Below are 26,656 nucleotides of genomic sequence, written 5' to 3'. Positions count from 1 at the left end.
GTGCCGCTCGACGGGATCGCCGTCGGCGTGGGTCAGCGCCGCCGCGCGGATCTCGCGGTCGCGGCCGGTCAGCCGCTGGGTCTCCTGCCGCCGGAACTCGCCCCACGAGGGCACCATGAACGTCTCCAGCTGCACGTCGGCCTCCTCCCCGCTCCGGTAGAGCGCCCACCGCGAGGCGCCGGTCCGGCGGCGGGAGCTCTCCAGCAGCCGCATGGCCGATCGGAAGTCCGCGAGGGAGTCGGGGCGGACCGTCCACGAGATCTGCACCATCACCGGCCCGTCCGTCGGCTCCGGCTCGAACACCAGCGTGGGCGTGGGCCACGACATCGAGATGCTGCGGTCGACGGTGCCCGTCCCCGGCAGCAGGGGCAGCACCCGCACGCTGGCCGCCACGAGGAGGAGCAGAGCGGCCGCCGCGGCGTACGCGGGCGCGGTGCCGAGCACCTGCGCGGCCAGGCCCCAGCCGATCGAGCCGACCGCCATGGTCCCCATGAAGACCAGGATGTAGATCGAGGCTCCGCGGGACCGCACCCACTGCGGCAGCGTGAGCTGCAGCGCCGCGTTCAGCACGGTGAGGGTGCCGATCCAGGCCAGCCCCGCGAGGACCAGCAGCAGCAGTGCCGGAACGAGGGGCAGGAAGGCCGCCGCGAGCGTCCCCGCCGCGAACAGCACGGCGCTCGCCCCGATCACGACGTCGTCCGAGAGCTTCCGGCGGGCGAGCGGCAGGGCGAAGACGCCGAGCACGGCACCGGCACCGAGGGCCCCGAGGAGGAAGCCGTAGCCGCTGGAGTCGAGCTGGAGGCGCTTCGCGGTGAGCGGCAGCAGCGCCCAGAGCGCACTGGCCGGCAGGGCGAAGAGCGCGGAGCGGAGGAGGATCCGGCGGACGAGGTGCGCGGAGGCGACGTACCGGATCCCTCCCTTCAGCGCGGCGCCGAACTGCTCGCGGTCGTCGAGGCCGGTCTGCGTCGGCCGCTTCCACCAGAGCAGAGCGAGCACGGCGCCGATGAAGCTCAGGGCGTTGATGCCGAAGACCACCGGAGTTCCGAACGCCGAGAGGACGACTCCCGCCAGGGCCGGGCCGACCGCGCGGGCGCCGTTCACCGTCACCCCTCCGAGGGCCGACGACGCCGCGATCAGGTTCCGGGGCACGAGCTCCGGCTGGATCGCCTGCCAGGCGGGCGAGGTCAGGGTGGAGGTGATGCCGAGGAGGAAGGTGAAGGCCAGGATCGTCCACGGCGTCAGCGCGCCGACCGCCGCCACGACCGTCAGAGCGGCCGCCAGCAGCGCGCTGGCCGACGACCCCCAGATGAGCAGCCGCCGCCGGTCGAGCGAGTCGGCCAGCACGCCCGCGGGGAGGGCGACGAGGATCGAGGGCGTCAGGCTCGCCGTCTGCACGAGCGCGACGACCGCCGCGCCCGCGGCCGCCTCGACCAGGTACCACTGGGCTCCGACGGTCTGCATCCAGGTGCCGATGTTGCTGCCCAGCTGGGCGAACCACAGCACCCGGAAGGCGGTGATCGCCATGGGCGCCCAGGCCGACGGCTGCGCCGGCGCGGACGTCTGCGCCGGGGCGGCGGGAGCCGGAGCGACGTCATCAGTCACGGGGCACGGCCTGCCGCACCGAGAAGAGGTTGCCGAACGGGTCCAGCAGCTGGCACAGCCGCTCCCCCGTGAACACCGTCTTCGGACCGCGGTGGGCGACGGCGCCGTTCGCCGTCCAGTCGGCGACGACGGCGTCGACGTCGGGAACCGTCCAGTACGGGCTCGTGCCGTCGGGTCCGGGCCGGTTCAGCTCGTCCCGCTCGTGCAGCGTCAGGCGGGTGCCGTCCAGGTCGTAGGCCACGAGCGCCCCGCCGCGGACGACGGGCTCGCGCCCGAGCCGCGCCGAGTACCAGGCGATCGCGGCGTCGAGGTCGTCGACGAAGGAGAAGACGTTGCCGACTCCGGCGAACTCCGTCGTCGTCATGCTCGGGCCGGCGGGAGGGCGTCGCGGAGGAAGGCGAGCGAGGGGCCGATGGCCGCCTCCGTGTACCCCTCGGCGTGACGTGTGCCCGGGATCAGCTGCAGCGTGCTGGCGACTCCGACCGCGGAGAGCGCCGCCTGCATGGCCTGCGCGTCGCTCACGGGGACGAACTCGCCGAGCGAGTCGGCCAGGAACACCGGCCCGCCGTCCGGGGAGGCGTGGCGCGTCGTGGAGGCGGCGGTGAGCAGCCCGCGGTCGCCCCCGACCTCGTTGAGGATCGTCCAGCGCAGGAAGGCGTCGTTCCGGCCGGTCTGGTCGATGTCGGCGCTCTTCATGGTGTCGAGGTCCTGCGTCGTCGGCGTGGCCGGGAGGTCGTCGGTCGCCTCGACGATGCCGAGGAGGTCGAACATCCCCGACCAGCTGACGGCGGGCCGACCGGTGGCGATCGCGGCCTCCACGACCAGGTTCCCGCCCGCCGATCCGCCGAAGAACGCCAGCCTGCTCCGGTCGAACGCCCACTCGGACGCGACCGCCCACCGCTCCGCGGCGAGCACGTCGTCCCTGCTGGCCGGGAAGACCGAGTCCGGAGCCTCGCGGTAGTCCGCCGCGAACACGAGGTAGCCGGCGTCGACCAGCATCGTCGCGAGCGCCCGCTCCTTGCTCTTGTCCCCCCGGAACCACCCGCCGCCGTGGATCAGCACGACGGCCGGCCGAGCAGCGTCCTCGGCCGGGGACACCGACCTGCTGTACACGTCCAGCACCTGCGGCGACGACCCCCCTTCGACGTACGGAACCCCGATGCTCACTGACGGCTCGTCCGACACGGTGACCCCCTCCGGTCCAGATTCTCGACTGCAGTCAGACCGTAGGAGCCGGGGGCGGCGCGAGCCAGGCCCTGCCGGGGTCACCCAGGAGGGCGCCCGCAGGCCCGCCCGCCGCGGCTGGGCGGATCGCGACTAGCCTCGGAGGGTGTTCCTGACCGAGCCGTACGGCTTCCGCGACCGCTCCGCCCTCGACGAGCGCCGGGCCCTGCTCGAGGACGAGGCCTCGGTGCAGCCCCTCCGGGCGTTCCGCGAGGAGCTCCTCGCCCGGCGCACGCGCAGGCATCCCGGTGCCGTGGTGCCCGACTTCGACCCGGCCGAGGCCGGCGTCGAGGCGCGTGCGCTCATCGTGCTGGAGGCCCCGGGACCGATGTCGACCGGCCCCGACGGCTCCGGCTTCGTCTCGGTCGACAACGACGACGCGACCGCCGCCTCGACCTGGACCCTCCGCGACGAGGTCGGACTGCACGCCCGCACCCTGGTCTGGAACATCGTGCCGTGGCAGCTCGACGGCGCCCCCGACGCGGACGAGGTGCGGCAGGGCGCGATGGAGCTGCGTCGGCTCCTGCCGCTGCTCCCCGACCTGCGGGTCGTCGTCAACGCCGGGACCGCGCCGACCAGCGGCTGGAAGAAGAACATCGAGCCGTACCTGGTCGACGGCCCGACCGTCATCGACTCGTGGAGCCCCGGCCAGCGGGCGATGAGCCGGCCTCGCAAGCGCGACGAGCTGAAGCGCGCCTTCGAGCGCGCGACGCACCTGGTCGGCTGAGCCCCCGGGGCTCCGAGGCGTCACGAACGGTCGTCATCGGAGCCGGGAGGCGGCCCTTCGCGACGCCTCGACCGCCGGCGGGCGGTCCGCTCAGGCCGAGCGGGCGTCCCGCAGCGCGTCGGCCGACTGCTGCGCGGCGCGGCGGACGTCGCGGTCCGGGTCGCGGAGCATGCCCGTCAGGACGGCCTCGACGCTCGCCGCGAACTCGCCCTTCGCGTCGCGACCGGAGGAGATCCCCGCCAGAGCGGCCGCCACGAGAGCGCGCGCTCCGGCCGCGCGGACCCGGGGGTGCTCGTCGGTGGTCAGGCGGGACAGCTTCTTCTGCCCGCCCAGCACGCGCTCGGCGCAGACGCGGGCGCACATCTCGCGGACGCGCCAGGAGGGGTTCGCGAGTCCGGCGGTCACCGCGTCGGCGGCGTCGTCGTCCCAGACGTAGAGGAGCGCGCGGGCACCCCAGAGCTCGGGCCAGTAGAGGGAGGGCGCTCCCTTGAGGATCCCGTCGGCGTGCTCGCCGCCCACGGTGAGGAGGAAGGACTCGCCCTCGTACCCGCCGGTGAGCAGGGCCGCGGATCGCAGAGCGACGTTGCGCTCCCCCTCGCGGGCGACCTGCGCGCGCAGGCGCTCCTCGAGCGGATCGGTGAGGGTGACGGTCGGTTCGTTGTCGCGTGCCATGAGGCTCCCGAGAGTACTCGCCCGCCCCGCGCCTTCGAAGACCCGCAGCGTTCGGCGCTGCGGCGGTCGGCCCTCTCCGTCCTGCGGCGATGGTCCGATCAGCACTCGTGCAACCTGCTGGTCGAGTGGCGCCGCAGGGACCACGGCTGAGGGACGCCTGGTAGATTCGCTCCGATCGACCCCCTCCCAAGCCTCTCCGCGATGCTCACATGGGAGGGGCCTTTTTCTTCGGCACCGAGGTACTGCGATGGCACGGAAACCGAGCCTGTCGTGGAAGCAGCAGGTCCAGCTCCTCCGTGACCGCGGGCTCGGCATCGCCGACGGGGAGGCCTGCACGAGCTACCTGGCCGCGCAGAACTACTACCGCTTCTCCGGGTACGCCCGCTACTTCCAGCGGGCTCCGCACGACGGGGACGACTCGTTCGCGGACGGAGTCTGGTTCGAGGACGTCCGAGCGGTCTGCGACGCAGATGAAGCGCTGCGGCAGAGCCTGCGTGCTCGACCGGCCCGTGCCGAGATCCTTCTCCGCAGCCGTACGGCTCATGTCATCGCTCGTGAGCACGGCCCGTACGAGTGCTATCTCGAGAAGAGCTTCTACTCCGAGTCTCCGAACGCGGAGTCGACAGTCGATTCGTGCCTCCGCGACATCGAGCGCAGCAGGGAACGGCATGTCCTCCGCTTCACGGAGCTCCCCGGCGGCAGGGGCGCGGCCGCCTTCGGCGAGCTACCGGTGTGGTCGGCCGTCGAGGCCTGGTCCTTCTGAACTCTGTCGAGATGCATCGAGCGAGGGGCACGAGGATCGCTTGCGGGGGACGTCGCGTCCGGTCTGGGAGTCGCCCGAGCCGGTTTCGCCTACCGGGTCCGCGCACTCGTCTACCTGCGCAACCGGTGCGCTCACCACAGCCGGCTCTGGAACCACTCCGTGATCGATGCGGGCCCCACGCCCAACAACGTCCGCGCGAAGGCGAAACGTCTCGCCGGGCAGTTCACTCCGCGCTCGGTCGTGGACGTCATCGCTTCGTTGGACGACATCCTCCTACGAGGAGCGGACGCGGCCCCGATCCTTCCGGAGCTCGTCGCCGAGCATTCCCTGCACGACGTGTTCTGGCGAGGGCTCACGACGCCCCAGAGCCCCCTCGATCATCGAGGACCGCAGTGAGAGCGACGCGACCGGGACGGTCCCGCCCGCCCCGCGCCACGGCGGATGCCGCAGCGGATCGGACGATGCCCGCCCGCTCAGGAGGCGCCCACCGGGAGGTCGGCCCCGCCTGACTATGCTGGTGCCACCCCCGGCAGCCGAGCCCTCTGAGCCTCGTCCGCGCCGGGGTGGCGCGGCTCACCCGCCCGGGGAGCGGAGGAGGTCCTCTCATGGCCGATCGGCCGAACCTCCGCCATGTCGCGGCGGTCGCGGGGGTCTCGCACATGACCGTCTCGCGTGTGCTCAGCGGGCACCCCAACATCAAGGAGTCGACCCGCCAGAAGGTCCTCGAGGCGGTCGACGAGCTCAACTACAGGCCGAACATCGCCGCCCGCTCCCTCGTCACGCAGCGCACCGACCGCATCGGCGTGATGATCGAGAGCGGCGCCGAGTACGGGCCGTCGAGCACCCTCCGCGCGATCGAGCGCGCCGCCCGCGAGAAGGGGTACTCGATCACCTCCGTCGCGCTGCGGCCGGACCTCGAGATGACCCCCACCGACGCGATCGACCACCTGATGGGCCTCGGGATCGACGCGCTCTGCGTGATCGCGCCGCGCTCCTCCTCCGTCGCGACCCTCCGCACCGTCGAGATCGGCGTGCCGACGCTCGTGGTGAAGAGCGACAAGGATCCGAGCTTCCTCACCGTCTCGGTCGACCAGCAGGCCGGCATGTTCCAGGCCGTCGACCACCTGGGCAACCTCGGCCACCGCGACGTCCTGCACCTCTCCGGCCCCCTCGACTGGCTCGACGCGCGCGCCCGCGAGCGCGCCTTCCACAGCCGCGCGAAGTCGTGGGGGATGCACGAGCGCCCCATCGTCATCGGCGACTGGACCCCGGACTCCGGGTACGACTTCGCCGCGAGCCTGCAGTCGGTGCCCGACTTCACCGCGATGGTCGTCGCGAACGACGAGATGGCGCTCGGAGTGATCCACGGCCTCGTCGAGCGCGGGATCCGCGTGCCCGAGGACGTGAGCATCGTCGGCTTCGACGATCTGCCCACCGCCCGCCACTTCCTCCCGCCGCTGACGACGGTCCGCCAGGACTTCGACAAACTCGGGACGACGGTCGCCGAGGTGATCCACGCGAGGATCCGCGGCCAGGAGATCCCGCAGCGCACCCGGATCCCCACGGAGCTGGTGATCCGCTCCTCCACGGCCGCTCCCCGATCGTGACCCTCCTGTTCCCGTCCCGCCGCATGCGCTCGCGTATCATCGGCGGCAGCCCCTGGCACGCCGGACCCTGACGGCGCGCCGCACACGAACCGAGGACGGCACGTGGCGATCTCATCGAGGACGACCCGGAGCTCCGCGGCACCCGTCGTCGAGATGACCGGCATCCGCGTCTCCTTCGCCTCCGGACCCGCTCTGAAGGACGGGAACCTGCGGCTGGTGCCGGGCGAGATCCACGGGCTGATGGGCGAGAACGGCGCGGGCAAGTCCACGCTGATCAAGACGCTGACCGGCATCCACCAACCCGACGCGGGCGAGATCCTCGTCGACGGCGTCGCCCGGCGCTTCAGCGGTCCGGCGGAGGCGAAGGCAGCGGGCATCACGGCCGTGTTCCAGGACGAGCGCCTCACCGACAACCTCAGCATCGGCGAGAACGTGATGCTCGGCCACGAGGTCCGCGGCCGCTTCGGCATCTCCTGGTCGCGCACCCACCACCGCGCGGCCGAGATGCTCGCCGAGCTGGGCCTGGAGGACCTCGACCCGCACCTGCCGCTGCGCTCGCTCTCGCCGGCGATCCGCCAGCTGGTCGCGATCAGCCGCGCGATGGTCGATCGTCCGCGCGTGCTCGTGCTCGACGAGCCCACCTCCAGCCTCGACCTCAGCGACGTGGCCCGCCTCTTCACGGTGCTGCGGAGGCTGCGCGACCAGGGCGTGGCGATCCTGTTCGTCTCGCACTTCCTCGAGCAGGTCCTCACCCTCAGCGACCGGCTGACGGTGCTCCGCGACGGCGGCACCGTCGGCGAGTACCCGGCGCACACCATGGACCGCGCCGAGCTGATCGCGAAGATGATCGGCAAGGACATCGATGCGCTGCGGCAGATCGGCTCCGACCGCCGCGAGCACCGCCGCCAGCCGGTCGGCCCGGCGATCTACCGCGCGCACGGGATCGGCCGCCGCGGCGCCGTGGGCCCGACCGATCTGGAGCTGCACCGCGGCGAGATCGTGGGCTTCGCGGGCCTGCGCGGCTCGGGGCGCACCGAGCTGGCGTCGCTGGTGAGCGGAGTCGAGAAGCCGGACACCGGCGAGGTGCTGATCGACGGCGAGCCCGCGCACATCTCCGACCCGGTGTCGGGCCTGCGCCACCGCATCGCCCACTCGAGCGAGAACCGCCGCGAGGACGGGATCATCGGCGACCTCTCCCTCCGCGAGAACCTCGTGCTGGGCCTGCAGGCCCTGCGCGGCTGGGCGCACCCGCTCTCGGCCGCCGAGACCGACACCCTGGTGCGCACCTACGTCGAGGCGCTGAACATCTCGCCGGCCGACCCGGACATCCCGGTGAAGTACCTCTCCGGAGGCAACCAGCAGAAGGTGGTGCTCGCGCGGTGGCTCGCGACCCGTCCGCGGCTGCTCGTGCTCGACGAGCCGGCGCGCGGGATCGACGTGGCGTCGAAGGTCGAGATCCAGGCGCACATCGCGCAGCTCGCGAAGGAGGGGGTGACCGTCGTCTACATCTCGTCCGAGCTGGAGGAGGTGGTACGCCTCAGCGACCGCATCGTCGTGTTCAAGGACCGCGAGAAGATCGGCGAGGTCAGCAACGGCCCCTGGCTCACCGTCGACACGATCGTCGAGATGATCGCCGCCGACCGCGACGACGACCTCGACGACGACGACTGACCTCCCCCGCCGGCCGAGCGGCCGCACCGGCCACCGGGTCTCGATGAGCCGTCCGGGCTGCTCGACCGCCACGACCTCGGCGCACCGGCGGGTCCCGCTCGGGCGCCGGGCCTGCGAGGATCCGGGGGTGGACGATCAGCGACCGGACGAGCTCGCGGAGCTGCAGCGGCGCGCGTACGGCCGAGGCTCCGACATCGAGCGGGACCCCGGCGCGCTCGCCCGGCTCTCCGCGCTCGAGGCCCGCGTCCGTCCCGCCCTCGGCACCGCACGGTCGGACGCGGTGGTTCCCGCGGTCACCGAGGACGCGGCGCCGGAGGACGCGGCACCTCCCGCGGACGCCTCCGCCGACGAGGAGTCCGACCCCCTCGGCCACGTCCCGCCCCGCCGCTCCCGTCGGCGCGGCCTCCTCCTCCTCGCCGCGCTGGCCGCGACGGCCGCCGTCGCCGCGGGGGCCACCCTCCTCGCCACCGCCGGGGACGGGCAGCCCGGCCGCGAGGTCGCCGTGCTGCCGCTGTCGAACGGCACCGACCTCCCCGGCTGGGAGGGACTGGGGTTCGACGGATCCGTCACCACCGAGGACTTCGGCGGGCTCACCGTCGTAAGGCAGAGCCTGCCCGCCGACACGGGGCTCACCGTCGTCCGGCAGCGCCGCTCCTCGAGCGCCGGCTCATGCCTCTCCATCGTGCGGACCACCGAGCCGCAGGACGGCCTGTTCTTCCAGGGCTGCACGGCCGGAGCGTTCCCCGCGGTCGCGCAGTTCACCGTGACGTCGGCGGCGCCGGAGGCCCTCCGCGAGCGGTTCCCGATCGGCACGTCCCTGCGGTTCGCCCTCGAGGGCGACGAGATCCGCGTCCGATCCGACGCCCCCTGACCGCTCGGCCGCGGACCGGCCGCTCCGCACCCGCACACCCGGAGGCGCCCCCGCGCTCAGATCCCCGTCCGCCCGTGCGGATCGCCCACCTTCTTCGACTCGCTCGACCCGCGCTCGCGCAGGAACACGGCGAGCGCCGCCATGCTGCCCACCGCGAGGAACTCCGACTGCCAGTGCTGGAGCGTCCGGTTCCAGAAGGCGGCGGAGGAGACGTAGCCGAGCCAGTCGACGGGCGCCTCCAGGCTCGTCAGCTGCTCCTCGTTGGAGGCCGCGACGCCCGTCACCGACTGCGCCGCCCAGGACAGCAGGAACACCGCCCCCATCACCAGCAGCAGCGAGTGCGAGAACAGCGCCTGCCGCAGGCCGCCGGCGGAGGCCGAGGGCGGCGAGTCGTCCTCCGCGGACGCGCCCGCCTTCTGCTGCTCGTCGGTCTCGAGCCCCTCCTGGCCCACCCGCTTCGACTCGGGCGACCCGCGCTGCACGAGCCGGACGGTCGCTCCGATGGAGAGGAAGAACTGGAGGTACTCCGACTGCCAGTACTCGGCGACGTCGATCGCGAAGTCGGAGGAGGTGACGAAGCGCCAGTAGCCGACCTCCCGCAGCCCCTCCGCTGTCTGGGTGTCGTTGTAGGCGGCGAGCCCGGCGAACGACTGCCCGGCGTCCCCTGCTCCGTCTTCCGCGATCCCGAGCTCCAGCACGCCGTCGGGGCAGTCGCCCTCCCTGTCCTCCACGGCCTCGCGGGCGGAGTCGGTGAGCAGGGCGCACGCCGCCCGGCCGTCGCCGTCGGCGAGGGCGGAGAGGAAGGCGTCGGCCGCGTGGCGGGCCGCCGTGCCGTCCGCGGAGCATCCGCAGAGCGCGAGCACGAGGGCCGCCGTCGCGGCCGTCGCGGGGACGGAGCGCGATCGAGGGAGCATCATGGCCAGGGAAGCTACTCCCGGGCCCGACCACCGGGCAGAGGGTCGCCATCGGGCCCTGCGGGGCCCCGCGACCGGATCGTTACCGAAGCGCACCGCCGTGCTGTTGCGTCACAAGAATTGTTCACGGTAACATTTCGACGCGGCGCTGCTTCGGCCGGCGCCCACTGCACATCCTGCACTCACCGCACCTCGGGCCGCTAGGCCCGCATTCGAGGCCCTTCGGGGTCCACCATCTCGGGCGCGCTCTTCGTGCCCGCGATCTCAAGGAGGAGATCTATGTCCAAGACGAGGCGTATCGGCCAGTTCCTGGGTTTCGCAGCAGTCGGCGCACTCGCGTTCGGACTCGCGGGCTGCTCGGGCGGTTCCGGCTCCGATTCGGGCTCCGGCTCGAGCGGTGACCTCACCACCGTCGGATTCGTGGCCGTCGGCCCCGAGGGCGCGTGGCGCCAGGCGAACGAGACCAACATCGAGGACACGTTCACCAAGGACGCCGGCTTCGACCTGAAGTACGCACCCGCCACCAACGGAGACCAGAAGTCGCAGATCGACTCCTTCACCTCCTTCGTGGACGAGGGCGTCGACATCATCCTGCTCTCCGCCACGGAGGGCTCCGGCTGGGAGGACTCGCTCGAGCGCGCCCAGGAGGCCGAGATCCCGGTCATCCTGATCGACCGCGGCATCGAGCCGGACAACACCGACCTCTACGTGACCCGCATCGCGCCCGACAACATCGCGGTCAGCACCTCGGTCGCCGACTGGGCCAAGACCACATTCCCGAGCGGCGCGAAGTACTTCACGCTCGAGGGCCCCGCGGGCGTCTCGGTCGTCAACGAGCGCAACGAGGGCTGGGACGAGGTCATCGGCGCCGACTCGAAGTTCACCAAGATCGGCGCGCAGACCGCGAACTGGTCCACCGAGGAGGCCAAGAGCGTCTTCGAGACCGTCCTGAAGTCGAACAACAACGACGTCCAGCTGGTCTTCGCCCAGAACGACGAGATGGGCCTCGGCGCCGTCCAGGCCGTCCAGGAGGCCGGCCTCACCCCCGGCACCGACGTCAAGATCGCCACGATCGACGGCACCAAGAACGCCCTGCAGGCGCTGGCCGACGGCGAGCTGAGCTTCGTCGCCGAGTACAACCCGCTGTTCGGCGAGACCGCCCTCGACGCGGTCGAGAAGACCCTGGCCGGCGAGACGGTCGAGTCCTCGATCGTCGTCCCGAGCGAGACCTTCGACTCGCCCGAGGCCGCCGCCACCGCGCTGCCCGACCGCAAGTTCTAGTCGCTCAGCACCACCGGTCGCCCGGCGTCGTCCTCGACGCGGCACCACTCCCCCGGAGCGACCGGGGCCGGCCCACCCGCCGGCCCCGGTCGCTCCGACCCTTCGGCGCACCTGTTCGGCTGCGCCCCGCTCGAGAACGGAACGACGCGACATGACAGGTTCGCCTCCGATCGTCGAGATGAAGAACATCTCGATCAGCTTCCCCGGCGTGAAAGCCCTCGACGGCGTCGACTTCCGCCTGTTCCCGGGCGAGGTCCACACCCTCATGGGTGAGAACGGCGCCGGCAAGTCCACGCTCATCAAGGCCCTCACCGGCGTCTACCGCATCGACAGCGGAGACATCGTGATCGACGGGGAGACCCGTCGCCTGACCGGCACCGCCGACTCGCAGGCCGCGGGCATCTCCACCGTGTACCAGGAGGTCAACCTGGTCACGAACCTCTCCATCGGAGAGAACGTGATGCTCGGCTACGAGGTCCGCGGACCCTTCGGCATCAACTGGAAGGCCACCCACCAGGCCGCGAAGGTCGCGCTCGAGAAGCTCGGCCTCGGCCACCTCAACACGCGCCAGTCCCTCGCCTCGCTCTCGATCGCGATGCAGCAGCTGGTCGCGATCAGCCGCTCGACGGTGAGCGACTCCAAGGTGCTCATCCTCGACGAGCCGACCTCGAGCCTGGACGCGAACGAGGTCGAGAACCTCTTCGTCGTCATCCGCCGCCTCCGTGCGGAGGGCGTCGCGATCCTCTTCGTCTCGCACTTCCTCGACCAGGTCTACGCGATCAGCGACCGCCTGACGGTGCTGCGCAACGGCACCTTCGTCGGCGAGTACCTGACCCACGAGCTCGACCGCACCTCGCTGATCTCGAAGATGATCGGCAAGGACATCGCGGCGCTGCGCTCCCTCGACTCCGAGCGCGAGAGCCAGGACCACCTCTACCGCGACGCCCCGCTCTACACCGCGAAGGGCATCGGCAAGAAGGGCTCCATCGAGAGCACCGACCTGACGCTGCACCGCGGCGAGGTCGTCGGCTTCGCCGGGCTCCTCGGCTCCGGCCGCACCGAGCTCGCGCGCCTGATCTACGGCGTCGACAAGCCCGACACCGGCGAGATCACGATGCACGGCAAGAAGATCGACGTCCCGACGCCGACCGCCGGCCTCGCCCACAAGATCGCGTTCTCGAGCGAGAACCGCCGCGACGAGGGCATCATCCGCGACCTCTCGGTCCGCGAGAACCTCATCCTCGGCGTGCAGGCCAAGCGCGGCTGGGCCCGCCCCCTCTCCAAGAAGGAGAAGGACGAGATCGTCGGCAAGTACCTCGTCGAGCTCAACGTGCGCCCGGCCGACCCCGACCGCCCGATCAGCAAGCTCTCCGGCGGCAACCAGCAGAAGGTCCTCCTCGGCCGCTGGCTCGCCACCGCCCCCGAGATCCTCATCCTCGACGAGCCGACCCGCGGCATCGACGTCGGAGCGAAGGCCGAGATCCAGGAGAAGGTCGTCGCCCTCGCCGGCGAGGGCGTCGCCGTGGTCTTCATCTCGTCCGAGCTCGACGAGGTCGTCCGCCTCAGCGACCGCATCATCGTCCTGAAGGACCACCGCGTGATCGCGGAGATCCTCAACGGTCCCGCTGTCACTGCGGAGTCGATCGTCACTACCATCGCCGCAGAGGGAGTCGTCGACGAGGACGTCGTCGTCCTCGAGAGCGCCACGCAGGAGGCCGCATCATGAGCAGCGACACCCGACCCGCCCGGGGATCCGTCCTCGGCGGGATCATCCGCCGCCAGTACTTCTGGGGAGTCGTGGCGATCGCCCTGCTCCTCCTCGTCAACGTCGTCAAGGACCCGGGCTACCTGGCCGTCTCGGTCAGCCCCACCACCGGCTACCTCGTCGGCAACGTCATCGACATCGCCCGCGCCGCCGCTCCGATCCTGATGATCGCCGTCGGCATGTGCCTGGTCGTCGCGACCGGGGGCATCGACCTCTCGGTCGGCTCGATCATGGTCGTCGCCGGCGCCGTCTCGATGGAGTTCCTCAACTCCGCGGGAGCGCCCGACTCGCTCGGCGCGGCAGCGGGAGCCTTCGCGGTCGCCCTCCTGGTGGCCGCCGTGCTCGGAGCCGTGAACGGCGTCCTCGTCTCGGTGGTGGGCCTCCAGCCCTTCATCAGCACGCTCGTCGTGATGCTCGCGGGCCGCGGCCTGGCGAAGGTCATCACCGGCGGCCAGAACACCGCCGCCACCAACGAGCCCTTCCGCTGGCTCGCGAACGGGTACGTCTTCGGGCTCCCGGTCGTGTTCCTCCTCGCCATCGCGATCGTCGTGGTCGTCGGAGTCCTGGTGCGCCGCAGCGCGCTCGGCCTGATGATCGAGGCCATCGGCATGGACCCGAAGGCGGCCCGCCTCGCGGGCATCAACCGCCGGGGCCTGCTGATGACCGCCTACATCGGCAGCGGAATCCTCGCCGGAGTCGCGGGCGTGTTCGCCACGGCGAGCGTGATGACGGTCGACGTCTCGCGCACCGGCTACCAGCTCGAGCTCGACGCGATCCTCGCTGTCGTCATCGGCGGCACCTCGCTCGCCGGCGGCAAGTTCAACATCACCGGTGCCGCCGTGGGCGCGATCCTGATCGCCACCCTCGACAAGACCGTCGTGTTCCTCGGAGTCTCGTCCTCCGCGACGCCCGCCTTCAAGGCGATCGTCATCGTCGCGCTCTGCCTCCTGCAGTCCGAGCGCGTCCGCTCCGCCTTCAAGTCCCGTCGCGAGGCGCGCCGCAGCGTCCCGCAGAAAGAGGCGATCCCCGCATGAGTGCCGTGATGACCCGCTCCGCCCCTCCGGCGAGCACCAAGCGCACCTCCGGGGCGCGCGGCTGGCTGAGCCAGCACCTGGACAAGCTGCCCACCCTGGCCGCGCTGATCATCTTCTTCGGGATGATCGTCTACGGCGAGGCCGCCTACGGCCGGATCCTGCAGGCGAGCACGATCTCGAACCTGCTGGTCAACAACGCGCACCTGATCATCCTCGCCGTGGGCCTCACCTTCGTGATCCTCACCGGCGGCATCGACCTCTCGGTCGGCGCGGTGATCGCGTTCAGCAGCGTGAGCGGCGTGCTCCTGATCAACGCCGGCTGGAACCCCTGGCTCGTGATGGTCCTGATGGTCGTGATCGGCGCCCTGTTCGGCGTGATCTCCGGCGTCCTGATCCAGTACTTCAACGTGCAGCCGTTCATCGCGACGCTCGCGATGATGTTCCTGGCCCGCGGTCTCGCCTCCATGCTGAGCACCGTCCCGGAGCGCCTCCCCGAGGACTCGGCCGTGCTGAGCCTGGCCACGCCGATCAAGCTGATCGACGGCCCGAAGGTCAACGACTTCGTCATCAGCCCCGGCGTGATCATCGCGATCCTCGTCGTGGCCGGCGCGTTCTTCGTGCTCCACCGCACCCGCCTGGGCCGTACGGTCTACGCGATGGGCGGCTCCGAGCAGTCGGCGGCCCTGATGGGCCTCCCGGTGGTGCGGACCAAGCTGTTCATCTACATCATCAGCGGCACGCTCGCCGGTCTCGCCGGTGTGGTCTACACCGCCCGCCTCGGCAGTGCCCAGAACATCACCGGCACCGGCTGGGAGCTCGACGCCATCGCGGCGACCGTCATCGGCGGCACGCTCCTCACCGGCGGCGTCGGCTTCGTGCTCGGCTCGGTGGTCGGCGCCCTGGTGCTCGGCCTCATGAACGTCCTGATCACCCGCGACGGCGGCATCCCGCCGGAGGCGACCACGATCATCACCGGAGGCATCCTCCTGGTCTTCGTCCTCCTCCAGCGCGCCGTCATGGCCCGCAGCAAGACCTGACCGGGCTCCGGCCCGATCTCCCCCGGCGCCCCCTCGTCCCTCCGCGGACGAGGGGGCGCCGTCGTGTCCGAGGCGCTCCGCCGGCCTCAGGAGGCGGAGCGGCCGAGCGTCAGTGCGGCCTGCTCGCGGGTGCCGTAGCCGCACTCCTCGGCGAGGCGGGCGAAGTCGGCAGGGCGCCGCCGCCGCAGGCCGATCCGGCGCCGGAGGGTGCCCGCCCGTCGCGTCTCGATCTCCTCCGCCGGCGTGCGGCCGAGGAACGCGAACGCCTCCGCGAGCACGCGGGGGGAGACGAGCAGCTCCCGGGCGAGCACCGCGGCGGAGAACGCGGGGTCGCGGTGGCGTGCCTCGATCACCGGGATCGCCTCCGCGTAGACCTGATCGGCGCCGCGGGTCCGGACCCGCGGCGCGCTGTGCTCGACGATCCCCTCCAGCAGCAGTTCGCTCGCCCGCCTCACGCCGGCGGCCCCGAGCACGGCCGGATCGCCCTCGATCAGACTGTTGGCGAGGGCACGGGCAGGCGTCCAGACCGACTCGCGCACCGGCACGACCTCGTTGATCCGCTCGCGGACCCACCGGTGCTCGAGCACGGCGGCGTCGAAGCTCCAGGTGTACGAGACGGTCGGCCGCCGGTAGTCGATGCGCGCCGGGACCCTGGCGTCGAGGAGCAGGACGCTGTTCGGCGTCGCCTCGAGCACGCCCTCGTCGAGGACGACCTCTCCCCCGCCCTCGACGATCAGGGAGATGTGAACGCCCGCCGGCCTGTCCGCCCTGTCGACCGACGGCGAGGGGGCGACCCTGATCCCGTTCGGCCCCCACACCCGCGTCAGCGCGAGTCCCGGTCCATCCGCTGCGTCCATCCGCAGACCGGGAGCGCCGGTCCCGCGCTCGTACCAGGCGCGAGCGAACGCCTGCATCCGCTCCTCTGCGGCACCCATCTCCCGCCTCCTCCGCGTCGAACGAACAGAATCCCTCATCTGTCGATCACCGCCGGACGTTCGCACGGATCTCCCAGGCCTCCGCGCCTCGCGCTCGGAATCCGGCCGCTCGCCGTCGCCGAACCACGAGGACGGCCGGGAGGACCGCCCGGTCAGCGGCGCTGGGAGAGCCGCCGCAGCGCGCGGTGAGCGCTCCCCACGGAGGCGAAGCCCGCCTCCTCGGCCGCGCGCGCGAAGCCGGCGGTCGTCAGGGACCGCCCGCCGATCAGGAGCAGGAGGGTTCCCGCCCGGCGCCGCTCGAGCTCGTCGTCGGCCGTCCGCCCGAGGAAGGAGAACGCGCGAGCCAGCGTCAGCTCCGACACCAGGAGCTCGCGGGCGAGCCGTGCGGCGGTGAAGGCGGGATCCGGGTGGCGCTCCTCGATCAGGGCCATGGCCTCCCCGTAGACCTCCTCGGCGCGGGGACGCCTGCGCGGTGCGGAGCCCTCGACCAGCTCCTTCAGGAAGGCCTCGCCCGCCCGGGCGACGGCGGGCTGCTCCGCCAGAGCGGGGTCGCCGTCGAGGAGACCGTTCATCAGCGCCCGCGCCGGGGCCAGGAAGGAGCCGGCGACCGGCAGGACCTCGCCGAAGCGCTCCGTGATCCAACGCTGCTCCAGCGCCCGCTCGCCGAGCACCCAGGCGTAGATCACGGTCGAGCGGGGGAAGCGCGCCCCGGTCCGTGGATCCGCGTCGAGGACCACCAGATCACCGCGGCCGCACTCGAGCATCCGTCCGTCCTGCCGGATGCGTCCACCGCCCTCGACGACCAGCAGCAGATGCGCGCCCGGCGGGTAGCGCGGCTGCCGCTTCTGCTCGAGGACGGAGCCCCCGGGAATCCACAGTCTGGAGATCTCGAACCCCGCCGAGCCCGTCCCCTCCACCCGCAGTCCGGAAGCACGGGCCTCCATGCCGTTCCAGTGCTCGGCCATCCGCCGGTACATCTCGGCCGATCTCGACGCCATCGGGCGCCCCTTCCTCTCGGGCACGCTGACGCCTCACCACGGGGGTGATTCGCAGCCCCCCGCGCACTCCGTTTGTCACCGGACCGGTCACAGCGGACGGCGGCGCTCCCACTCATCGCACCGGCGGCGCCCCGGCGGCGACGGGCGACCGACGGGAGCACCCGGTCGGGAGGGCTGTCGCGACTCGGAGCGGCGCCGGAGCTCACCACTCCCTCCTCACGGCAGCGCCACTTCCTCCTCACCTGCCCCCGAGCGCTTGGGCCGACCGCCCGCCCGCGGGAAGACTCCCCAGCGGTACGGCGCCCGTCGTACCCGCCGAAGCGGCCGAGCGGACGACGACCGTCCTCCGAGGAGGCCGCCGGCGAGAAGACAGACCGAGGAGCTTCACTGTGACTTCCGACAACTCTCCCGCTGAGCAGGGTCCGCTGAGGCGACGCACCGTCGTCGCCGGCGCCACCTGGTCCCTGCCCGTGATCGCCGCAGCGACGGCCACCCCGGCCGCCGCTGCCTCTGCCACGCAGACCCTCGTGTTCAGCTCCATCCCGTCGAACATGATCGCGTGCACGCCCTCCACAGCGCCGATCACGATGACCCTCTCCGGCGGCACCGTGGCGAACGTCCCCGTGCGGGTGACGCTTCCGCCCGGCTTCAGCTTCGGAGGGGGCGCGACCGGCATCTTCGTGACCGACGCGAACGGAGTCGCCACCATCCCGGCCGGCGGCGTCATCGCCGGCCCCGCGACCGGCTCGGCCCTCGCCTTCGGCGGCTCGGCGAAGACGAACGCCCCGTTCCCGGTCCGCCAGACCGGCGATCTGCAGTACAGCACGGGCCTCGCCACTGTTCCCGACAACTCCGAATTCATCCACACCTCCTCGCAGGGTGTGAACGGCAACGTCTCCGTCAAGGCGAACGGGGACATCTGGCGGTACCGGCAGTCCGACAGCTGGCAGAAGCTCGGGACGGGCGCCTCCACGGAGCCCAGCACGTCCGGGCTCACGCAGGGGCCGGACGGAACCTACGACGCCCACTGGATCAAGGACGGAGTCCTCCAGTACGGCAAGGAGGCCGCGACCGTTCCGAACAACTCCGGCTTCGTCCGTACCTACAGTCAGGGCGCGGACGGGAACGTCTCCATCACGTCGACGGGCGACGTCTGGCGGTACAACAGCCAGGCCGACGCGTGGACCCTTCTGGGCACCGGCGCCAGCACCGAGCCGAGCGCGGCCGGCATCTCCGCGAACTCGGCCGGGACCCTGAACGTCCACTGGATCAAGAACGGAGTCCTGCAGTACGGCACCGCAGCGGCCACCGTGCCGACCAACTCCGGATTCGTCCGCGTCTACGGCCTCGGCACCCGCGGCACGATCGCCGTGAAGTCGAACGGCGACATCTGGCGGTACACCCCGCAGGGGAACGTCTGGGACCGCATCGGCACCGGAGCCAGCACCGAGCCGGGCGCCGCCGGGCTGACCCAGGGGCCCGGCGGGACGTCCGAGGTCCACTGGATCAAGGACGGAGTCCTGCAGTACGGCACCCAGCTCGCGACCGTTCCGGAGAACTCCGGGTTCGTCCGCACCTACGGTCAGGGAGCGGATGGGAACGTCTCCGTGAAGGCGAACGGCGACATCTGGCACTACGACCCGGCGGCGGACACGTGGCGCAAGATCGGCTCCGGTGCCAGCACCGGGCCCGATGCGGCCGGGATCACCGCCCAGCGGATCGGCACGCTGAACGCCCACTGGATCAAGGCGAGAACCGACTGCCGCTGATCCGCGCCCGGCGGCCCTCTCCGCCCGCGTCCTGCCGGACCGCGGGCGAGGAGGGCCGCCTCCGCCCCACCCCGCCGAGGACGGGCGCCTCGCCCGAGGAGGAACGCGCCACCCCGTCCCGGCGCCCCTCCCCCGGCCTAGCGTGGTCACCGCCCGCGCACCCCGTCCCCGCTGCGAAGGAGCCCGGTGACCGCTTCCGAGCAGCCGGCCGCCCCGCGCGGTCTCGTCGAGACGCTGCAGCTGAGCGGTCCCCGCGTGGAGGCGTGGCTGAGGAGCCTCGGCTGGGCGAGCGACGGAGCTCCGCCCCTGCACCTCGCCGGGGACGTGCTCGCCGTCGACGGCTTCCGGCTGAGCCGCCTCTGGCACACACCGGGCACCGTCCGGACGGACCCGCCCCTCCCCGCCCTCGAGCGGGCCGAGGTCGAGGTCGACCTGATCCTCCCGGTCGCCGGCGAGATCGTCGTCGACGGCCCTCTCGAGGCCGCTCGTCTGCTGCCCGGCGGGCTCGCCCTCCTCCGGCGCGACGACTCCGCTCGATTCCGGGCGGAGGAGGACTCCGCCTGGCTGGCGCTGAGGACGTCCTGGCGCAGGCTCGGCCTCACGAGCGCACAGTCCGACGGGCCGTCCTGCACGCTGCTCGCCGCCGACAGCTACAGCGGCGCCTTCGTCTCCCTCGTCAACGCGACCCTCAACGCGGACCTCTCGGCGGGCGATCCCGGCTTCAGCGAGCTGCGCCGGGCGCTCGAGGCGACCGCATCGGCTCTCATCAAGCAGAGCCTCCCGCCCGCCCGTCCGGAGGACGGACTCGAGGGCGTCCTCCTCCGCGCGATCGCCGTCATCGATGCGGAGGCGGGTGATGCGGACTTCACCGCGGGCGTTCTCGCGATGCGTCTCGGCATCTCCCGGGCGACGCTGGACCGCGCCTTCCACCGCCGGGGCACGACCGTGGCGGCGACCCTCCGCGAGCGGCGCGTGCACCTCGCCGCGTCGCTGCTCGCCGCGAGCCCGTCGCTCTCGCCCTCGGCTCGTGCGGCTGTGGCCGACCGGACGGGCTTCCGGACGATGAGGGCGATGGACCGGGCGCTGAGCCGCTCGCGCGACGACGACCGCGGCTGATCGGGCCGGACATCGGCGGCTGCGTCGCTCCTGGATGCCCTCGGACTTCGTCGAACCGGTTCGCCTCCTTTCCGGAGTGTCGGGGAATTGATCCGGTTAGGCTCTTCACGTTGACGTCAACATAGTGTTACCGTGAACATCGCCGCGTACGAAGCCGGCACACTCCCTCCCCTCAGCAAAGATGCCGACCCTGGAGCAAAGCGCGATGAAGCCTTTCCTGCGACCACTCGTCCTCGTGACGGCCGTGGCCCTCACCGTCCCTCTTCTGACGGCCGAGTCCGCGAGCGCCGCTCCCTCCGACAGCCTCGTCCTGCGCTACGCGCTCGACGAGACGAGCGGCACGACCGTCGCCGACAGCTCGGGCAAGGGCCGCACCGGCACGCTCGTCAACGGAGCCGCTCCTCGCGGAGCCGCGGGCGTCGCCCTCGACGGGACCGACGACTACGTCAAGCTGCCCGACGACCTGCTCGCGGGCCTGAACTCGATCACGGTCAGCACCGAGGTCCTGGTGAACGCGAACCAGGGCACGCCCTACTTCATCTGGGGCCTCGGCAACACGACGAACGGCGCCGGGAACGGCTACCTCTACACGACGGGCAACGGCTACAAGGCCTCGATCGCCACCGGCAACTGGACCACCGAGCAGACCGTCAACTCCAACGCGAACCTCGCGCGCAGCGTCTGGAAGACCCTCACCTACACGCTCGACGACGCGAGCGACACCGCACGCCTCTACCTCGACGGCACCCAGGTCGCACAGCAGACCGGAGTGACCATCACTCCCGCCGCGATCGGCAACGGCACCACCACCGCGAATGCGATCGGCCGCTCCGTCTACACGGCGGACAAGACCCTCGCCGGCTCGGTCCGCGACTTCCGCGTCTACAGCACGGCGCTCAGCGCGGCCGACGTCGCGACCCTCCAGGCCCCGGACAGCACGCGCGTCTCCCGCGACTCCGCCGCCCTGGACCTCGGGAGCCTCTCCTCGGTCTCCGCGAACCTCACCCTCCCGACGACCGGCCCCAACGGCTCCGCCATCGCCTGGGCCTCGAGCAACTCCGCGGTCGTCTCGACCAGCGGAGTCGTCACACCGCCCGCGACCGGGGTCGCCTCGGTCGAGCTGACCGCCACGACCACCCGCGGCTCGGCCACGGCCACCCGCACCTTCACCGCCACCGTGCCCGCCAAGGACGTGAACGCCGACGCCCAGAAGGCGCTGGACGCCCTCTCGATCGTCAACTCCGGCGACGTCCGCGGCAACGTGACGCTGCCCGCGAAGGCCGGCTCCTACGACGTCGCCTGGTCCTCCTCGAACACGGCCGTGCTCAGCACGACCGGCGTCGTGAAGCGCCAGACCGCCGCCACGCCCGTCACGCTCAGCGCGACGATCGCCGGCACGACCGCGACCCGGCAGCTGCCCGTCACGGTCACCGCGGCTCCCGCGAACCTCGACACCGAGTACGACGCGGGGTACCTCTGGACCCACTTCGCCTCGACCGACTACGAGAAGATCTACTTCGGCTCCAGCACCGACGGCCTGCACTGGTCGAAGCTCAACAACGACAAGGCCGTGCTCGCCAACCTCGGCGGCACCCTCGGCGTCCGCGACCCGCACCTCGTGCGCTCCCCCACCGGCGACGAGTACTGGATCATCGGCACCGACCTGCACGCCGAGGGCACCGCTCCCGGCGGCACCTGGGACCAGACCAACGCGAGCAAGAACCTCGTCGTCTGGCGCTCGACGGACCTCGTGAACTGGAGCGATCAGAGCATCGTCTTCGCCGGCTTCCCCGACGCGGGCAACGTCTGGGCTCCTGAGGCGATCTGGGACGACGCGACCGGCCAGTACTACGTCTACTGGGCCGCCCGCGACAAGACGCTGACCGGCGGAGCCTCCGCCCAGCGCGTCTACGTCTCGACCACGCGCGACTTCGTCGGCTTCTCCACCCCGAAGGTCTGGCTGGACGAGAACCCCGCCGCCGGCGGCGGGAGCCGCGGCAGCATCATCGACACGACCATCGCGAAGGAGGGGGACACGTACTACCGCTTCTCCACCGCCGACTGGCGCACGGTCGTCGACAAGGCCCCGAGCCTCGCCGGCCCGTGGACCCGCGTGATCGGCTTCGGCGAGGAGAAGTCCCGCGGCCTCTCCGACCACCTCGAGGGCCTCACCGTCTACCAGCTGCCCGACGGCCGCTGGGTCGTCATGGGCGACTCGTTCGGCTACTCCGCCTACGTCACCGACACCCTCGCGGACATGCGGTTCACGGCGCTTCCCGTCGGCACCACCGGCGCGAACACGTACTCGTTCTCGAAGCCCTTCCGCCACGGCTCGGTGCTCCGCCTCTCGAGCGCCGAGGAGGCGCGCCTCACGGCCGCCTACGGCACCAGCAGCACCGGCCCCGCCGCGAAGCCGGTCAACGCGGCCGGCGAGATCCTCCGCTACACCTTCGACGGCGGCTCGGGCACCACGGTGCGCGACAGCTCGGGCAACAATCAGAACGGCACGCTGCCCTCGGGCGGCACCTGGAAGGACGGCGCCCTGCAGCTCGACGGCACCGACGACTACGTCAAGCTGCCGAACGACCTGCTCGCCGGAGTGACGGACCTCACCATCCAGTCCGACGTCTGGATCGACCCCGCGCAGGGCGGCGCCTACTTCCTCTACGGCCTGGGCAACACCACGAACGGCGCCGGCGACGGCTACCTCTTCACCTCGGGCAACAACTACCGCACCAGCATCGCGACCGGGAACTACACCACCGAGCAGACCGTCGCCGGCGGCTCGGCCCTCCCCCGCGGCACCTGGGCGCACCTGACGTACACGCTCTCCGGCACCACCGGCACGATCTACCTCGACGGAGTGAAGGTCGCCAGCGGCACCGTCACGACCGACCCGAAGGACATCGGCGGCGGCTCCACCGCGGCGAACTACATCGGGCGCTCGAACTACGACGCCGACAACCGCTTCCGCGGCCAGATCCGCGAGTTCTCGGTCTACAACCGGGCTCTCAGCGCCTCCGAGGTGCTCGCCGCCTCCGGCAACACGTCGGCCCTGGTCGACCTGTCGCTCAGCGGCGACGTCCTGAAGACCGCCCCGATCGTCGACTCGGCGAGCAAGACGGTCACCTTCCCGGTGAAGCCGGGGACCGACCTGACGAAGCTCACCCCGACCTTCTCCACCGCGGCCGGCGTCACGGCGAGCCCCGCCTCCGGCACCGTCCGCGACCTCTCCACCCCGCAGACGGTCGTGCTCACGCCCGCCGCCGGCGGCACCGCGACCACCTGGACCCTCAAGGCCGTCGTCATGAAGTCCCCCGTCCTCGCAGGTCTGAACGCCGACCCGAACATCGCGGTCTTCGGCGACACCTACTACCTGTACGCGACCTCGGACGGCTTCGCCGGCTGGGGCGGCAAGACCTTCTACGCCTGGTCCTCGAAGAACCTGATCGACTGGACCCGGTCGGAGCAGCCCTTCCTGACGCTGGACGGCGCGAACGGCAATGTGCCGTGGGCGACCGGCAACGCCTGGGCGCCGACGATCACCGAGAAGAACGGGAAGTACTACTTCTACTTCTCCGGCGAGAACTCCTCGCTCAACCGCAAGACGATCGGAGTCGCGGTCGCGGACAACCCGATGGGCCCGTTCACGGCGCAGCCGACCGCGATGATCACCAACGGCGAGTCCGTGCGGTCCGGCCAGGCGATCGACCCCGCGGCGTTCACCGACCCGAAGACCGGCAAGAGCTACCTCTTCTGGGGCAACGGCGACCCGCTCTACGGCGAGCTGTCCGACGACATGCTCTCGATCAAGTCCGGCACGATCAAGAAGATCAGTGGTCTGACCGACTTCCGCGAGGGCTCGTTCCTGAACTACCGCGACGGCCTGTACCACCTCACCTACTCGATCGACGACACCGGCTCCGTGAACTACAAGGTCGGCTACGCGACCTCGACCAGCGTCGACGGACCGTGGACCTACCGCGGCGTGATCCTCGAGAAGGACCCGTCGCAGGGCATCCTCGCCACGGGCCACAACTCGATCGTCAACGTGCCCGGCACGGACGACTGGTACATCGCCTACCACCGCTTCGCCATCCCCGGCGGAGACGGGCAGCACCGCGAGACGACGATCGACCGGGTGACCTTCGACAAGACGACAGGTCTCATGCAGAAGGTCGTCCCGACCCTCACCAGCGTCGCGGCGCAGACGATCGTCGACACCGCGCCGCTCGCGGCCTCGATCACGGGGAAGACGACGGTGGGCAGCACGCTGACCGCCTCCGCCTCCTCCCCGTGGACGGCGACCGGCTTCCAGTGGAAGCGCGGCGGGACCGCGATCAGCGGGGCGACGGCGTCGAGCTACACGCTCACCGCCGCCGATCGCGGAGCGACGATCTCGGTGGCCGTGACCGCCGCGAAGCCGCAGTGGACGCCGGCGACGGCCTCCGCCTCCGTCGGCCCCGTGACCGACTCGGCACCCGCGATCACCGTGACCACGACCTCCACGACGCGCTGCGTCGCCGGGAAGATCGTCGTCACCGCGACCGCCACGAACCCGAACGCCTTCGCTGCGAAGATCGTGATCGGCACGACGTGGGGCTCCAAGAGCTTCGCCGACGTCGCTCCCGGCGCCACCGTCTCGGCCGCCTTCACCACCCGGGCGACGAGCGTGACCGACGGATCCGCGACCGCCACGGCGACCGCGTTCGTCAACGGGAAGCCGGCCACGGCCTCCGCGACCGCCCCCTACTCCGCGGCCGGCTGCAGCTGACCCGCGGGCACGACCCACACCCACTGAGATCGAGCCGGCGACGACGCCGGCCGGAGAACGGAGAACACCCGACATGAACACCCGATCCCTTCTGATCCGCGGAGCCGCCGGACTGGCCGGAGGCGTCCTCCTGCTCGGAGTCGCCGGAACGGCCTTCGCCGCCGACACCAACTACGGCAGCGACGACGTCGACGTGAACGTCGACATCGCCGAACTCCCCGGGACCGGCGCCCTCTCGATGACCGTCGCCGGCGACTCGACGACGCTGGCCGAGACCGGCTCGGACAACGTCCGCCGCCAGTTCACCGGCACCCTGCCGACCGTCACGGTCACCGACACCCGTGACCCCGAGGACGTCTCCCCCGACTCCGCCTGGTACGTCCTCGGCACCGCCGAGGACTTCACCTCGGCCGACGGCTCCACCATCGGCGCCGAGAACCTGGGCTGGGCCCCGGCTCTCGTCGACGGCGGCGAGCTCGGCGAGGTCGCCGCGGGCCAGGTCGTCGACACCGCCATCGACGGCGGCGCCAACGGCCTGGGCCTGAAGGGCGAGGAGCTGCTCGCGATCGTCGCCAGCAACTCCCAGCAGGTCAACCCCGAGGGCTCCTGGAGCGCCGACGCCGACCTCTTCCTCCGCACCCCCGTGAACGTGGACGCCGGCGCGTACTCGTCCACCATCACCCTGTCGCTCTTCGAGTGACCCGTCGCGGCCGGGGGACGCACTCCCTCGGCCGCGATCCCACCACGGCCGACGCGGCCGGGCCCGCCCGCCCGGCCGCGTCGTGCTTCCCCCGTGCGACCATGAGGTTCTGATGACTGCTCCGCGCCGCTCCGCCGCTCCCCGCCGCCCGCTCCTCCCCGCGCTGCTCGCGCTGGTCGTCGCCCTCCTCGGCGCGGGCGTCGCCCCGCAGGCCGTCGCGGCCGACGGAGCGATCACCTGGGCGGTCAGCCCCTCCACCGACGGCGTCCCCGACAAGCGCGCGTGGGTCGAGCTCGAGCTCGCCCCCGGCACCAGCGCCTCGGACGAGGCGGTCGTGCGGAACCTCAGCGACCAGCCCGTGACCTTCAGCATCACCAGCGCCGACGGCTACTTCACCGACACCGGCCGCTTCAACATGCTCAACTCCGACCAGGAATCGGTCGACGCCGGGCTGTGGATCTCCGCCCCCGAGACCGTGACCGTCGATCCGGGCAGCAGCGGCGTGGTGCCGTTCACCGTGACGGTCCCCGACAACGCCACCCCCGGCGACCACGCCGCCGGCATCGCCGCCTCCGTGCTCTCGCAGGGCACCGAGGCGGGAGGCGCGAACGTCGGAGTGGAGAGCCGCATCGGCTTCCGCGTGATGACCCGCGTGACCGGCGAGGTGACCCCCTCCTTCTCCGTCGAGGACCTGGCCAGCGACTACCGCCTCTCCTGGAACCCGTTCCAACCCGGCTCCCTCTCGCTCGTCGCCGACGTGGTGAACACCGGCAACGTGCGCCTGCTGCTCGACGGCACGGCGAGCGCCCAGGGCGCCACCGCCCCCGTCGTCGCGGCCGACGCGCCCCAGCAGGAGCTGCTGCCCGGCGACCGGCGCAGCGTCTCGGTGCAGCTCGACGGCATCTGGCCCCTCTTCGGAGTCGGCGCCGACCTGACCATCGCACCGACCGTCGCCGCCGCCGATCAGGAGCCGGTCGCCACCGCTCCCGTGACGGAGTCGATCACGGTCGCCGCCGTGCCGGTCCCGCAGCTGCTCGTGATCCTCGGCGTCGCCCTCATCCTCGCGGCGCTGCTCGCCGGGCGCTCGCGCTCGCGCCGCCGCATCGCCGCCCTGGTGCAGCAGGCCAAGGAGGAGGGCCTGCGCGAGGGCGCGCGCGTCTCCTCCTGAGCCCCCCCCTCCACTCGCCCCAGACGGT

General features: G+C 71.8%; 20 protein-coding genes and 1 pseudogene. 14 read left to right on the top strand and 7 right to left on the bottom strand.

What is annotated here, in order from left to right; translation table 11 throughout:
• The 3 genes from C5C27_RS08445 to C5C27_RS08435 all read right to left on the bottom strand — a co-directional run.
• The coding region (locus C5C27_RS08445; RefSeq protein ID WP_258066561.1) for an MFS transporter at positions 1-1,602 on the bottom strand (1,602 nt) is incomplete at its 3' end.
• Positions 1,595-1,966, bottom strand: a complete 372-nt coding sequence (locus tag C5C27_RS08440; RefSeq protein WP_104238665.1) for a VOC family protein — start codon at positions 1,964-1,966, stop codon at positions 1,595-1,597. The genes C5C27_RS08445 and C5C27_RS08440, both read right to left, overlap by 8 nt.
• Entirely contained in the window at positions 1,963-2,700 is a 738-nt protein-coding gene (locus C5C27_RS08435) for an alpha/beta hydrolase (protein WP_181133483.1), read from the bottom strand. Before C5C27_RS08435 ends, C5C27_RS08440 begins: the two co-directional genes overlap by 4 nt.
• 232 nt (positions 2,701-2,932) lie before the next feature.
• Here C5C27_RS08435 and C5C27_RS08430 point away from each other — a divergent pair, with 232 nt between their 5' ends.
• Positions 2,933-3,553, top strand: coding sequence for a hypothetical protein (locus C5C27_RS08430; protein ID WP_104314116.1), 621 nt, complete (start codon positions 2,933-2,935; stop codon positions 3,551-3,553).
• Between the two features lie 90 nt (positions 3,554-3,643).
• Here the strand turns inward: C5C27_RS08430 and C5C27_RS08425 are convergent, their stop codons facing one another.
• Positions 3,644-4,225 (bottom strand): HEAT repeat domain-containing protein, encoded by a 582-nt coding sequence (locus C5C27_RS08425; protein ID WP_244230570.1) that lies wholly within the window; start codon positions 4,223-4,225, stop codon positions 3,644-3,646.
• Here C5C27_RS08425 and C5C27_RS08420 point away from each other — a divergent pair.
• The 4 genes and pseudogenes from C5C27_RS08420 (at position 4,224) to C5C27_RS08405 (ending at position 9,137) form a co-directional block, all read left to right on the top strand.
• Positions 4,224-5,384 (top strand): annotated as a pseudogene (locus C5C27_RS08420) (Abi family protein). The gene C5C27_RS08425 and the pseudogene C5C27_RS08420 overlap by 2 nt on opposite strands.
• A gap of 209 nt (positions 5,385-5,593) precedes the next feature.
• Complete coding sequence (locus C5C27_RS08415; RefSeq protein WP_104238662.1) at positions 5,594-6,595, top strand: LacI family DNA-binding transcriptional regulator; 1,002 nt, start codon at positions 5,594-5,596, stop codon at positions 6,593-6,595.
• 153 nt (positions 6,596-6,748) lie between these two features.
• Positions 6,749-8,266: a sugar ABC transporter ATP-binding protein gene (locus C5C27_RS08410; protein WP_104234360.1), complete on the top strand. Its 1,518-nt coding sequence runs from the start codon at positions 6,749-6,751 to the stop codon at positions 8,264-8,266.
• A gap of 127 nt (positions 8,267-8,393) precedes the next feature.
• Positions 8,394-9,137, top strand: coding sequence for a hypothetical protein (locus tag C5C27_RS08405; RefSeq protein WP_104238661.1), 744 nt, complete (start codon positions 8,394-8,396; stop codon positions 9,135-9,137).
• A 56-nt stretch (positions 9,138-9,193) separates the two neighbouring features.
• On the opposite strand, the gene C5C27_RS08400 is transcribed toward C5C27_RS08405, so the two are convergent.
• Positions 9,194-10,054, bottom strand: a complete 861-nt coding sequence (locus tag C5C27_RS08400) for a DUF6766 family protein (protein ID WP_104314115.1) — start codon at positions 10,052-10,054, stop codon at positions 9,194-9,196.
• A gap of 276 nt (positions 10,055-10,330) precedes the next feature.
• Here C5C27_RS08400 and C5C27_RS08395 point away from each other — a divergent pair, with 276 nt between their 5' ends.
• The 4 genes from C5C27_RS08395 (at position 10,331) to C5C27_RS08380 (ending at position 15,168) form a co-directional block, all read left to right on the top strand.
• A complete protein-coding gene (locus tag C5C27_RS08395) occupies positions 10,331-11,332 on the top strand; it encodes an ABC transporter substrate-binding protein (protein WP_104238659.1) in 1,002 nt (333 codons plus the stop codon).
• 151 nt (positions 11,333-11,483) lie between these two features.
• Positions 11,484-13,058: a sugar ABC transporter ATP-binding protein gene (locus tag C5C27_RS08390; RefSeq protein WP_104222393.1), complete on the top strand. Its 1,575-nt coding sequence runs from the start codon at positions 11,484-11,486 to the stop codon at positions 13,056-13,058.
• Entirely contained in the window at positions 13,055-14,131 is a 1,077-nt protein-coding gene (locus C5C27_RS08385) for an ABC transporter permease (RefSeq protein WP_104238658.1), read from the top strand. Before C5C27_RS08390 ends, C5C27_RS08385 begins: the two co-directional genes overlap by 4 nt.
• Complete coding sequence (locus tag C5C27_RS08380) at positions 14,128-15,168, top strand: sugar ABC transporter permease (protein WP_104222391.1); 1,041 nt, start codon at positions 14,128-14,130, stop codon at positions 15,166-15,168. The genes C5C27_RS08385 and C5C27_RS08380 overlap by 4 nt, the downstream gene beginning before the upstream one ends.
• Positions 15,169-15,254: 86 nt before the next feature.
• Here C5C27_RS08380 and C5C27_RS08375 read toward each other — a convergent pair whose 3' ends face one another.
• Both C5C27_RS08375 and C5C27_RS08370 read right to left on the bottom strand, forming a co-directional pair.
• Entirely contained in the window at positions 15,255-16,103 is an 849-nt protein-coding gene (locus C5C27_RS08375; RefSeq protein WP_104314114.1) for a hypothetical protein, read from the bottom strand.
• Between the two features lie 152 nt (positions 16,104-16,255).
• Complete coding sequence (locus C5C27_RS08370) at positions 16,256-17,101, bottom strand: hypothetical protein (protein ID WP_104314113.1); 846 nt, start codon at positions 17,099-17,101, stop codon at positions 16,256-16,258.
• A gap of 389 nt (positions 17,102-17,490) precedes the next feature.
• Here C5C27_RS08370 and C5C27_RS08365 point away from each other — a divergent pair, with 389 nt between their 5' ends.
• The 5 genes from C5C27_RS08365 to C5C27_RS08345 all read left to right on the top strand — a co-directional run bounded on the left by C5C27_RS08365 (position 17,491) and on the right by C5C27_RS08345 (position 26,628).
• Positions 17,491-18,870: a hypothetical protein gene (locus tag C5C27_RS08365; RefSeq protein ID WP_104314112.1), complete on the top strand. Its 1,380-nt coding sequence runs from the start codon at positions 17,491-17,493 to the stop codon at positions 18,868-18,870.
• A 186-nt stretch (positions 18,871-19,056) separates the two neighbouring features.
• Positions 19,057-19,986, top strand: a complete 930-nt coding sequence (locus C5C27_RS08360; RefSeq protein WP_104238654.1) for a helix-turn-helix domain-containing protein — start codon at positions 19,057-19,059, stop codon at positions 19,984-19,986.
• Between the two features lie 205 nt (positions 19,987-20,191).
• The gene (locus tag C5C27_RS08355; RefSeq protein ID WP_181133482.1) at positions 20,192-24,760 is read left to right on the top strand and encodes a family 43 glycosylhydrolase; all 4,569 of its coding nucleotides are present in this window, start codon (positions 20,192-20,194) and stop codon (positions 24,758-24,760) included.
• Between the two features lie 73 nt (positions 24,761-24,833).
• Entirely contained in the window at positions 24,834-25,460 is a 627-nt protein-coding gene (locus tag C5C27_RS08350; protein ID WP_104238652.1) for a hypothetical protein, read from the top strand.
• Between the two features lie 112 nt (positions 25,461-25,572).
• A complete protein-coding gene (locus tag C5C27_RS08345) occupies positions 25,573-26,628 on the top strand; it encodes a WxL protein peptidoglycan domain-containing protein (protein ID WP_104314110.1) in 1,056 nt (351 codons plus the stop codon).
• Positions 26,629-26,656: the final 28 nt, after the last annotated feature.

Origin of the sequence: Rathayibacter sp. AY2B7 (assembly GCF_002931635.1) — a bacterium.
Classification (GTDB): Bacteria; Actinomycetota; Actinomycetes; order Actinomycetales; family Microbacteriaceae; genus Rathayibacter.
Note: the sequence above shows the minus strand (reverse complement) of the source record. Positions and strands in the feature narration are given on the sequence as shown.

Bases quoted from the DNA above. Each gene is read 5' to 3' on its own strand.
- C5C27_RS08375 (WP_104314114.1), bottom strand. From the start codon at position 16,103: ATGGGTGCCGCAGAGGAGCGGATGCAGGCGTTCGCTCGCGCCTGGTAC.
- C5C27_RS08425 (WP_244230570.1), bottom strand. From the start codon at position 4,225: ATGGCACGCGACAACGAACCGACCGTCACCCTCACCGATCCGCTCGAG.
- C5C27_RS08415 (WP_104238662.1), top strand. From the start codon at position 5,594: ATGGCCGATCGGCCGAACCTCCGCCATGTCGCGGCGGTCGCGGGGGTC.
- C5C27_RS08440 (WP_104238665.1), bottom strand. From the start codon at position 1,966: ATGACGACGACGGAGTTCGCCGGAGTCGGCAACGTCTTCTCCTTCGTC.
- C5C27_RS08350 (WP_104238652.1), top strand. From the start codon at position 24,834: ATGAACACCCGATCCCTTCTGATCCGCGGAGCCGCCGGACTGGCCGGA.
- C5C27_RS08370 (WP_104314113.1), bottom strand. From the start codon at position 17,101: ATGGCGTCGAGATCGGCCGAGATGTACCGGCGGATGGCCGAGCACTGG.
- C5C27_RS08355 (WP_181133482.1), top strand. From the start codon at position 20,192: ATGAAGCCTTTCCTGCGACCACTCGTCCTCGTGACGGCCGTGGCCCTC.
- C5C27_RS08400 (WP_104314115.1), bottom strand. From the start codon at position 10,054: ATGATGCTCCCTCGATCGCGCTCCGTCCCCGCGACGGCCGCGACGGCG.
- C5C27_RS08380 (WP_104222391.1), top strand. From the start codon at position 14,128: ATGAGTGCCGTGATGACCCGCTCCGCCCCTCCGGCGAGCACCAAGCGC.
- C5C27_RS08385 (WP_104238658.1), top strand. From the start codon at position 13,055: ATGAGCAGCGACACCCGACCCGCCCGGGGATCCGTCCTCGGCGGGATC.
- C5C27_RS08395 (WP_104238659.1), top strand. From the start codon at position 10,331: ATGTCCAAGACGAGGCGTATCGGCCAGTTCCTGGGTTTCGCAGCAGTC.
- C5C27_RS08390 (WP_104222393.1), top strand. From the start codon at position 11,484: ATGACAGGTTCGCCTCCGATCGTCGAGATGAAGAACATCTCGATCAGC.
- C5C27_RS08410 (WP_104234360.1), top strand. From the start codon at position 6,749: ATGACCGGCATCCGCGTCTCCTTCGCCTCCGGACCCGCTCTGAAGGAC.
- C5C27_RS08345 (WP_104314110.1), top strand. From the start codon at position 25,573: ATGACTGCTCCGCGCCGCTCCGCCGCTCCCCGCCGCCCGCTCCTCCCC.